This window comes from Corallococcus sp. CA049B, assembly GCF_003611685.1.
GTDB classification, from domain to species: Bacteria; Myxococcota; Myxococcia; order Myxococcales; family Myxococcaceae; genus Corallococcus; species Corallococcus coralloides.
In genome coordinates this window covers 1-9552 of sequence record NZ_RAWC01000285.1, presented here as the reverse complement: position 1 = coordinate 9552, position 9552 = coordinate 1, and the positions used below count along the sequence as shown (strand labels likewise).

Here is a 9552-nt window from a genome sequence, read left to right as displayed (position 1 = left end):
ACCTGGGGCCGGTGCCGGGGACGGGCTCCGTGACGGTGCTGATTGAGCCGGAGCGGGGCAAGGCGCTGTGGGTGGTGCCGGGGGACGTGGGCGCGGTGGGCAATCCGCCTACGGAGCTGTTGCGCTCGCCCTTCGCGCAGCTGGTGTACCAGCCCATGTCGGAGCGGGTGGTGGTGCAGGGGCTGCGGCCGGGCCGGTACACGCTGGTGTGGGGGTACTTCCACGCGGAGATGCCCGGGTCGGGCCCGGTGGTGCGCTCGGTGGACGTTCCCACCCAGGGCGAGGTGTCCCTGCGGTAGTCGTGTTGCGACCGGGCGGACTGGCGCGTAATGAAGCCGCATGGACGCATCCGCATTGAAGGGTCGCCGCATCATCGTCGGCGTGGGTGGCGGCATCGCGGCGTACAAGGCCTGCGAGCTGGTGCGTGAGCTGGGTCGCGCGGGCGCGGACGTGCGGGTGGCCATGACGGAGGCCGCGCGCCAGTTCGTCACCCCGCTGACCTTCCAGGCGCTCGTGGGGCACCCGCCGCTCACGGACTACTTCGACCCGGCGCAGGAGGGGAACTTCGGCCACCTGGACCTGGCCCGCTGGGGTGAGCTCTACGTGGTGGCGCCCGCGACGGCGGACCTGATCGCGAAGATTCGAGCGGGCTTCGGAGGGGATGCGGTGACGACGTCGCTGCTGGCCTTCAAGGGGCCGGTGGTGCTGGCGCCCGCGATGAACGTGGCGATGTGGGAGAACGCCCGGACGCAGGAGAACGTGGCGTCGTTGTTGGCGGAGTCGCGGTTCAGCACGGTGGGGCCGGGCGCGGGGATGCTGGCGTGCGGCGACGTGGGCGCGGGGCGCCTGGCGGACGTGGGCGACATCGTGTCCGCGGTGGCGGGGCGGCTGGGAGGAGGTCCGCTCACGGGCAAGACGGTGCTGGTGACGGCGGGCCCCACGCGCGAGTACCTGGATCCGGTGCGGTTCATCTCCAATCCGTCCACGGGGAAGATGGGCCTGGCGCTGGCGCACGAGGCACGGGCGCTGGGCGCGAAGGTGACGGTGGTGCTGGGCCCGGTGGGCGCGGTGGACCGCACGGGCCTGGAGGTGGTGGACGTGGTGAGCGCGGAGGACATGGCGCGCGAGGTGCTGTCGCGAGTGGAGAGCGCGGACGCGTTCATCGCCACGGCGGCGGTGAGCGACTGGAGGCCGGAGACGCGCGCGCCGCAGAAGGTGAAGAAGGGCGAGGGCCCGGAGAGCCTGAAGCTGGTGCGCACGCCGGATGTGCTGCTGGAGGCGTCGCGCAAGGTGGCGGGGAGGGCGAAGCGCCCCGTGCTGGTGGGCTTCGCGGCGGAGACGGAGCGGGTGGTGGAGCACGCGCGCGAGAAGCTGGAGCGCAAGGGGCTGGACGCCATCGTCGCCAACGACGTCACCGCGGAGGGCGCGGGGTTCGGGACGGAGACAAACCGGGTGACGGTGATTTCGCGCGGTGGCTCTGACCGGGTGCTTCAGGGGAGCAAGCGCTCGGTGGCGGCGGAGATTCTGTCGCTGCTGCTCGTGTCACCGCGCGGCTGAGCGCTTCGGCGTCAGCAGCCACAGCATGAAGCGCGCGAAGGCGTTGGGCGGCTGGATGCGGGTGTTCTGGAAGGCGGTGAAGAACCAGACGCCCTCCCGCTTCACGGCGACCATCGTCTGGATGGAGCGGCGTCCCTTGGGAGCCTTGCGCTGCCAGCGCAGCTTGATGACGCCTTCGGTGTGAGTTCTGCTATTTCAAGGAAAAGCAACGCCTACTGTGCGTCGGCGTGCACCCTGCGCCGCTGTCACTCAATCATGTGTGAGGTGCTTTCGACCGTGCGGCTACATGAGGTGGTTACTTGCTTCTTCCGACTCCGGCTACCTGCCCACCCATCGTGAGCACCGTGTTAGCCGGGCTGTGAATTTGCAACCTTCTTGAGGTTCTCAAGCTGCAATAGTGAATTCCCCATTTTCTGCATCAGCCAGTCGTCGTGGAAGACTGTGTGGGAGTCAATTATCAATAATATGTTTTTCGGCACCAACTCCATGAACCGAGAAAACTGGTCGCTGAGCTGAACTAGGTGTTCATCTACGGATGACATGAGCATTTGCATGAACTCAATGCTTGTTTTTGCCTCGCCGATGCAGTGGATGGCGATGCGGTTGCGGAATTCCTCGTCCGAGCCAGGCGAGTGCCTTGCTGGATTGTAGCCTTCAATGCATTGCTGAAAGGATTCCCACATTTCCAATGCGTGGTGTTTGAATCTATCTCGGAGCTCCAGGTTTGAATACTCTGCTGTTCCTGGTTGTTTTTGGAGCCCGGTGGGCATCATGGCCATGATCCGGATGATTGCGCCCATCGTCAGCACTTTGCTAAACGCAAGGGCAAGAGCCGGCGCCGCTGGGGCAAGAACCTCGCGGAACTGACGGGATGTTTCTTGGGCAATGCGCCCGCACATGCGGATGGTGATTTGGGTTATATCTCCAGTTGCCCTGATAGTTGCCTGGACGAATTGCTCAAACTCCTCGGCCGTCATCTGCGCGATGAGTTCCGGCGTTAAGCCCATTGCATAGCCCGATGTCGTGACGAATCTCTGGTTGGCCGGGAATTGGGCGATACGCTTGAGGATATGATGGGCATCTTCGTCTGAGATGGCTGCAAGTGCGGATTTTGCGATTGCTGCCTGGACTGCATCCTCGACTGCCTTGATGTCTGCGACAAGATTCGTCTGAAAGTAGGCGCTGTAAATAGAGGGGTGGTCTCGGAGTGCTGTGGCTATGTGAAAATTTTCGAGCCATGCGGGTTTAATGATGGTCGGGAATTTTTCGACTACGAATTTCTTAACCTCAGTCCAGGTTAGGTTTTTGAGTTTTTGGTATTTTTCTATTGTCTCATTGAAGGACTCGGCCAAGTGCTCTTCGGTCCACTTCTGTGGCCATTGATCGAAGATCCTGGCAGCAGGCTCTGTAAGACCGCCAGGGCACCAAAGCTCATAGCGAACGTTGTCACTCCCGATAATTGACGGTTCTAAGTAGGCATGCAATGCGAGCTTTATGAGTTCTTCGCGTACTGCTGGCGCGCTCATTCGGCTCTTGAGTTTTTTGCATTGAATGATCTCCGTGAGGTTTCCGGAGTTGTCGTGGACGATTATGTCTCGTCCGCGTTCACCTACTCCTTGCATTAGTGTCACGCGTCTGTTTTTACCATGCTGGGTGTACTTTAGTCGGTATGTCAATATTTCAAATTTGCGATCGTCCAGAAGGTCGAAAGGCAATTGTTCCGTTCCCGGATCGGGTGCACGGCCTTTCTGTGTGTCTGCCTCGGCGCCATCAAGTGCTTCACTAAAATCATCGAAATATTTCAATTTCTAGGCCTTTCTTGATGTGCGTTAGGGCGTGCTGGGTGTAGAGTCATGGGCTCATGGAAGCCCGGTGCGGAATGCGCCTCACGAACTGCAGGCTTCTCTTTTGGGACTAAGAGCGTCCTACTGTCCTGTGGCTTCCCTGTAGTGGGGAACATCCGGTGAGACTGCCTTTGGCATGGCTACTTGGCCGTTACGATTGATGGAGGAGTAGCCATCAATACTGCCGCTGACGGGGTTAAGTTCTTTGCTTCTCTTGCTTTTCTGTTTCCTTCGTCGAGATTCGTCAGTCCTCGGACAACGAGATAGATGGCACCCGCAATCGGCACCCAAGATGATACTGATTGCCACTGGGGGAGGTTTTTTAGGCTGCTGTACGCAGTCACGGCGGCAATTGCGAGTTCAAGCAGTGCGTATGTTCGTTGGCTCCACTTTCGAAGAACAAACAGGCCGCCGCCGCATGCCAGTAAAATTGTGGTTCCTGCGAACTGTGCGCCAATTGAGCCCTCGGCAATGGCTTTGATGAAGCGTAGCGGAAGTCCAGTCGAAACGGCGAATCTTACTGCGATAATGAAAGCAAAGAACCCGGCAACAATATCGAAAGGCCCGAATGTCGAAGTGCGGTCGCGCCTCTTCAGGTGACCCTGTAGGAGCCCAAAAAACGCACCAAGAGCAGATGCCAAAAAATTTGCGAGTAGGGCGACCACTGCGCTTTCCATAATCCCTCCCGAGATCGTGGATAGGTGAGCCCTACTGTAGCGCTTTTTTCCTCCGGTAGGTGAACTTGCCTGAAGGGCGCATTTCAGATGTTGTCCTCACTGGCGACGACGATGGTAGGCTGAGCGAATCCTGCCGGCTGATACCTGCTGGAGTTCAAGGATGGTCGGCGTCTGGAGGCCATCGGCAACTACGCGTACGGCCAGAGGACGCCAGGGGCGAACTGCGGCACTTGGCGGCTGGCATGTAGTTGGTAAGGGCGCTGCCGGGCCTGGTGTGCACGGTGACGCGCAGGGCGGTGGTCCGCCTCACTGTAGCGGGGGCGCACACCTACGGAGTGAGCAGGCCCGTTACTACCTGCGCCTCATTCAGCTCGCCTGGGCCCTGCTCTGGGTCCGAAAGTTGCTCCAAACAACGGGCGGCACCGTTTGGAGATGAGCAGTTTGCTCATGGAGGGTTGTCGCTCAGCCAGAACGCGCGGTTGCCGCTGCGAAGCGCCTTCTCAAGGAAGTCCTCGAAGGACGAGGCGATGCGTTCCACCTGGGGGTACGTCTCGTGCCACGCGTCGAAGAGTGGGTAGCGGCCATTCACAGCCTGCGCCACGTCCATGACGACGTAGTTGGTGTCCTGCATATCCACGAGTGTGTACTGCGATGCGGCTCCGTCCGCTTCTTCTTCCGAGGCCCTGAGCGCACGTCGCGCTCGCTGAATCTCGTCGAGCGGGAGGACGCGGTACTTCGCGTCTGGCAACGTCTCGAAGAGCGTGCATCCATCGCAGTGGAGGTAGAAGGCGCGCAGATCCGGGTCCAGGTTCCAGCCGACGCGCACCTCGAAGGCGGTGATCTGCGCGGGCGTCGCGGGTGGACGCGGGAAGTGGAGCCGGGAGACTTCAGCCAGCAGTCGGTCCATGGCCATGAAGGCTCCTCAATCCACGTAGGGCCGCTCAGATCTGACTGTCAGTCTTCGAGCCAGAAGTACTCGTTGCCACTTGTCAGCGCCTTATCCAGGAACTCACCGAAGGATGCAGCGATCTGCTCCACGACGGGATACGTCTCGTGGAATGCGTCGAGCAGGACGTATCGGTCAGCCACACGTTTGGCTACGTCCACGAGCACGTAGTCGCCGTCCTGCAAGTAGAGAAGCGTGTACCAGGATGCGGCTCCGTAGGCGTCGGTGTCCTCGTGCCTCATCTTGACGCGTGCGCGTTCAATCTCGCTGAGCGGGAGAATGCGGTAGTTGGGCGCCTTCTCCCGTGGCGCAAACAGCGTGGCGCCGTTGCAGTGCAGATAGAAGGCGCGCAGGTCGTCATCCAGTCGCCAGCCTACGCGCGCCTCGAAAGCCTCGACCTGCGCATGGGTGGCAGGAGGGTTCGGGTAGTGGCGAGTGGAGACTTCAGTGATCAGGCGCCGCATGAGCGTCGTCATGGTGTCGTCCTCAGTCCACGTAGGGCCGCGCGGAGCCAGGGGTGAGCCACTTGCCGCCGGGTGCGTAGCAGGCGGGGTACTCCTTGCTGAAAAGGTCGTGCACGTCTGGCGGCGTGGGGAGGATGTTGCCTGGAGCGGTGGCAGGGCCTCCGTGCGCGAGGTCGAAGATGTGGTGTCCAGGCCAGGGGTCCTTACCTGCCGGCCACGCGCCGAACTCCTGGGCCCACTCCTCGCGGAAGCCAGGACGCGCCTTGTTCCACTGCGTGCGCAACTGCTTGAGGTTGGAGGCGGCCGGATAGTCACAGCAGCAGTGGGTGATGGCCAGACGCCCGCCTGCCTCCGCTGGCATGAAGAAGTAACGCCCCTTCCAGTCGCCCTTGATGTCGGCCAGCCACATGCAGCCCATGAGTGCATGTCCCTGGGCCGCGCACTTCGACTCGCAGCGGGACAGGAACTCAGCACTGCACTGCCAGGGCCCATAATAGATGGTCGTCTGGAGTTGCCCGCCATCCGGCGTTCTGACGACCGGCGCCACCCACTTCGCCATGGCGGGCTTGCCTGTCGTGCCGATGGTGGCCGACCCGCACCCAACAAGGGCCACGATGGACGCCGCGCTCGCGGCACGCCGGATGGGACGAATGGCTGTCACGGCAGGCGGTGATAGCGCGACGTGCCCGCGTCCGACAATCAAGCTCGGGCTAACGCGAGCCCACGGCCGCGACCTGTCCCGGCACGGCTTCCACGCCGTGGAGGAAGGTGTACTGCTCCACGTGCACGGCCTCGTGGTAGTCGGGCGCTTCACCCTCGGCGGCCCAGTTCACGCGATCCATGCGGATGAGCCGCGATGAGTACGGCAGCAGCGTCGAGGGGTCCGTCACCAGCTCCAACTCCAGCCGCGCGTAGGGGCCCTGCGTGTCATCCTTCTGGCCCACGGGCTCGCGCACGACGTGCAGCCTCGCGCATTTAGGCTCCGGGACGGCGTCGGAGCAGGGCACGCCCACGTCCAATTGCTGGCGGTCCTGCGCGGGCACCTCTTCGGACTTCTTACGGCCCGTGCCCACGGCGATCGTCGATTCGATGACCTCCAGCTTCCCCGGCTTGAAGCGCCCGCCATGCCAGCTGCCCACCCACTGGTTCCACCGGTCGCGGGCGTCCCGCTCCAGGCCATTCGTGAGCGCCTTCGTCATCTGCGCCTTCTTCCGGGGGCTGACCGGCAGCGCGTCCAGCAACTCCAGGCCTGGGCCGTCCTCCAGCGGGTCAATTCCCTGGAAGTCTCCCTGCGCGTCGATGATGGACGTGGCCAGGGGCTCCACGAAGGCAGGGAAGGGGGCCTCCGTCACCTCCACGTCGTGAATGCCCAGTCGCCGGGCGCCCTGCGCGTCCGCGGGGCCCAGCGTCAGCGTGAAGCGACGCTGCGCTGTCCACCGGTCGCTCCAGTCCGTGCGCACGTCCACCGTGTGGACCACCCGCATGATGGATTGCTCCGGCCAGCCGTAGCGCAGAGACACCAGGTCCATGTTCAACAGGCCGCCCATCGTGGCGCAGCCGAAGACCCCGGAAGACAACGCTGCGATGACGAGCCACGGGCGCGCGAAGGAAGCCATGTCCCGTCACGATAACAATGCCAGCCTGTCCGCGCGGCACGGCATGACGCCCGGACCGCGCGGACCCGACACTCAGGCCGTGGCCACCGTCGCGCCGCGCCGCAGGCCCGCGTACTCCAGCGCCGCGAACACCGCGACCGCCAGCGCTTGCGCCATGACGAACGCCACCCCCAGGCCCGTGGGCGTCGTCGGCCCGTGCGTCAGCAGCAGCACGCTGTCCACCACCCACGTCACGTTCACCGCGACCACGCACCACACCGGCCAGGAGGGCAGGGTGGCCCGCGACGCCAGGTACACCAGCAGCAACGCGAAGGGGATCAGCCCCGCCCCCGCCGCGCGCAGGATGCCCGGCTCCAGGCCCGTCAGCGCCCCCAGCGGTTCCGCGGCCAGCGCCCCCAACAGGCCCGTCGCCCCGCTGGCGACGCCGTCCAGCAGCAGCACGCGGCGCAACAGGCTTCCCGACACGTTCGTCTTGCTCATGGCACACGTTCCCTTCAGTGGAATGGATGAACGCGACGGCCCGGGCCTTGGGAAAGGCCGTCCGTCGTTGATGGACAAGATGCGCGGCCGGGTGCGCGGCGTCGATTACCTCCGAGGGAATGGAAGCGATGACGTGCGCCCCCTATCTTCCCCTCCATGACGAGCCTTCAGCAGAGCCGCCCCGTGGGAGAACTGCTGCGCGGCTGGCGGCAGCGGCGCGGGCTGAGCCAGATGGACCTCGCGTTGCGCGCGGAGGTCTCCACCCGTCACGTGAGCTTCCTGGAGACCGGCCGCTCCCAGCCCAGCCGCGACATGCTGCTGCACCTGGCGGAGGAGCTGGACGTGCCCCTGAGAGATCGCAACAGCCTGCTCGTCGCCGCGGGCTTCGCGCCCGTCTTCGCCGAACGCCCCCTGGACGACCCCGCCCTCAACGCCACGCGCGAGGCCGTGGAGCTGGTGCTCGCGGGCCATGAGCCGTACCCCGCGCTGGCGGTGGACCGGCACTGGACGCTCGTCACCGCGAACCGAGCCTTGGGCCTCCTGATGGAGGGCCTGGCGCCGGAGCTCCTGGCGCCCCCCATCAACGTCCTGCGCCTGAGCCTGCACCCCCAGGGGCTGGCCTCCCGCATCGACAACCTGCGCCAGTGGCGCGACCACGTCCTCCACCGCCTCACCCGGCAGGTGGACGTCTCCGGGGACGCCACGCTCGCGGCGCTGCTGGAGGAGCTGCGCGGCTACCCGGTGCATGAGGCCCCATCAGACGCCAAGGCGCGCGACTTCGGTGGCGTGGTGGTGCCGCTGCGCATCCGCACGTCCCTGGGGACCCTGTCGTTCTTCGGCACCATCACCGTGTTCGGCACGCCCGTGGACATCACGCTCGCGGAGCTGGCCATCGAGTCGTTCTTCCCCGCGGACCCGGAGACGGCCGAGGCGCTGCGGCGGGCCGCTACGGAGCGGGCCCGCCAGGACACCTGAGCCGCCCGACTACGCCTTCACGCGCACCGTGCGCAGCGCCGTGCCCCAGGACACGAGCTGATCCAGCAGCGTGTTCACCTGCTTCTCCTTCGCCGGGTCCGGCTTGAAGACGGTGTAGTGCTCGAAGTCGGTGGACAGGAACAGCTGCACCTGCGCGCGCACCGTGGCCAGCTGCAGCTCCGCGGCGACCAGGCGCAGCTGCTCCACCGCGCGCACGCCGCCCGCGCTGCCGTAGCCCACGAAGCCGGCGGCCTTGTTGTTCCACTCCTTGTAGACGTAATCGAGCGCGTTCTTCAGCGCGCCGGACGGGCCGTGGTTGTACTCGGGCGTGACGAACACGTACGCGTCGTAGCCCTCCACCGCCGCGCTCCACTTCTTGGTGTGCTCCTGGGTGTACTTGCCCGCGGACGGCGGAGTGGGCTCGTCCAGCAGCGGCAGGTGGAAGTCCTGGATGTCGACGAGCTCGTACGTGGCGTCGCTGCGCTTCTTCGCGATGTCGTGGACCCAGGTCGCGACCTTGTCCGCCTTGCGTCCGGGCCGCGTGCTTCCAACGACGATGGCCACCTTGATCATGTGCGAGGAACTCCTGGGAAGAGGGCGTGGAACCAGCGGCCGGCATCTTCCCCAGGTCCGCCCCGTGGCCAAGGGCGTTACGCCGGGGGTGTGTCCTGATTCGACCAGTGCCCGGGGCGTCCGCCCGGAAGGTGGCGCAAGCCCCGACCCTGGGCTAAGCGTACAGGCAACTTCTCCGGCTGCTTCCTTGCGCCGGGACGGTCCCTTCGATACCGATCACCCCCGTGAACGACGACACGCCTGATTCCATGCAGGAGCTGGCCGACGTGCTCCAGGACGTGCGCCGCCACCTGCTCTGGCAGGAGGAGACCGCGGGCCGCTCGCTCCTCGTCGACGCGAAGGTCGCCGCCGAGCTCCAGCAGCAGCGCGCCGCCGCCTCGTCCGTGCGCACGATGATCGCCCGGACCAAGGCCCCCGAGC

General features: G+C 64.7%; 12 protein-coding genes and 1 pseudogene. 5 read left to right on the top strand and 8 right to left on the bottom strand.

Annotated elements, in window-relative coordinates; all coding sequences use genetic code 11:
* The 3 genes from D7W82_RS35945 to D7W82_RS40735 form a co-directional block, all read left to right on the top strand.
* On the top strand, positions 1 to 299 hold a 299-nt coding region (locus tag D7W82_RS35945), incomplete at its 5' end, for a hypothetical protein (protein WP_147439717.1).
* Between the two features lie 40 nt (positions 300 to 339).
* Positions 340 to 1557 (top strand): bifunctional phosphopantothenoylcysteine decarboxylase/phosphopantothenate--cysteine ligase CoaBC, encoded by a 1218-nt coding sequence (coaBC, locus tag D7W82_RS35940; protein WP_120622618.1) that lies wholly within the window; start codon positions 340 to 342, stop codon positions 1555 to 1557.
* A gap of 25 nt (positions 1558 to 1582) precedes the next feature.
* Positions 1583 to 1741: a hypothetical protein gene (locus tag D7W82_RS40735; RefSeq protein ID WP_158617789.1), complete on the top strand. Its 159-nt coding sequence runs from the start codon at positions 1583 to 1585 to the stop codon at positions 1739 to 1741.
* Between the two features lie 163 nt (positions 1742 to 1904).
* Here the strand turns inward: D7W82_RS40735 and D7W82_RS40275 are convergent, their stop codons facing one another.
* The 7 genes from D7W82_RS40275 to D7W82_RS35905 all read right to left on the bottom strand — a co-directional run bounded on the left by D7W82_RS40275 (position 1905) and on the right by D7W82_RS35905 (position 7584).
* The gene (locus D7W82_RS40275) at positions 1905 to 3362 is read right to left on the bottom strand and encodes a restriction endonuclease (protein ID WP_147439716.1); all 1458 of its coding nucleotides are present in this window, start codon (positions 3360 to 3362) and stop codon (positions 1905 to 1907) included.
* A 179-nt stretch (positions 3363 to 3541) separates the two neighbouring features.
* The gene (locus D7W82_RS40270; protein ID WP_147439715.1) at positions 3542 to 4078 is read right to left on the bottom strand and encodes a hypothetical protein; all 537 of its coding nucleotides are present in this window, start codon (positions 4076 to 4078) and stop codon (positions 3542 to 3544) included.
* Between the two features lie 445 nt (positions 4079 to 4523).
* Entirely contained in the window at positions 4524 to 4991 is a 468-nt protein-coding gene (locus D7W82_RS35925) for an SMI1/KNR4 family protein (RefSeq protein WP_120622616.1), read from the bottom strand.
* Positions 4992 to 5032: 41 nt separating this feature from the next.
* Positions 5033 to 5500: an SMI1/KNR4 family protein gene (locus D7W82_RS35920; protein WP_199727938.1), complete on the bottom strand. Its 468-nt coding sequence runs from the start codon at positions 5498 to 5500 to the stop codon at positions 5033 to 5035.
* Positions 5501 to 5510: 10 nt separating this feature from the next.
* Positions 5511 to 6047, bottom strand: coding sequence for a hypothetical protein (locus tag D7W82_RS35915; protein WP_233588146.1), 537 nt, complete (start codon positions 6045 to 6047; stop codon positions 5511 to 5513).
* Positions 6048 to 6198: 151 nt separating this feature from the next.
* A complete protein-coding gene (locus tag D7W82_RS35910) occupies positions 6199 to 7104 on the bottom strand; it encodes a hypothetical protein (RefSeq protein ID WP_120622614.1) in 906 nt (301 codons plus the stop codon).
* A 72-nt stretch (positions 7105 to 7176) separates the two neighbouring features.
* Entirely contained in the window at positions 7177 to 7584 is a 408-nt protein-coding gene (locus D7W82_RS35905) for a hypothetical protein (protein WP_120622613.1), read from the bottom strand.
* A gap of 183 nt (positions 7585 to 7767) precedes the next feature.
* Here D7W82_RS35905 and D7W82_RS35900 point away from each other — a divergent pair, with 183 nt between their 5' ends.
* Entirely contained in the window at positions 7768 to 8559 is a 792-nt protein-coding gene (locus tag D7W82_RS35900; protein WP_304988761.1) for a helix-turn-helix domain-containing protein, read from the top strand.
* Positions 8560 to 8568: 9 nt separating this feature from the next.
* On the opposite strand, the gene D7W82_RS35895 is transcribed toward D7W82_RS35900, so the two are convergent.
* On the bottom strand, positions 8569 to 9132 hold the full coding sequence (locus D7W82_RS35895) for an NADPH-dependent FMN reductase (RefSeq protein ID WP_120622611.1): 564 nt from the start codon (positions 9130 to 9132) through the stop codon (positions 8569 to 8571).
* Positions 9133 to 9356: 224 nt separating this feature from the next.
* Here D7W82_RS35895 and D7W82_RS35890 point away from each other — a divergent pair.
* A pseudogene (locus D7W82_RS35890) lies at positions 9357 to 9552 on the top strand (uracil-DNA glycosylase); the annotation flags it as partial.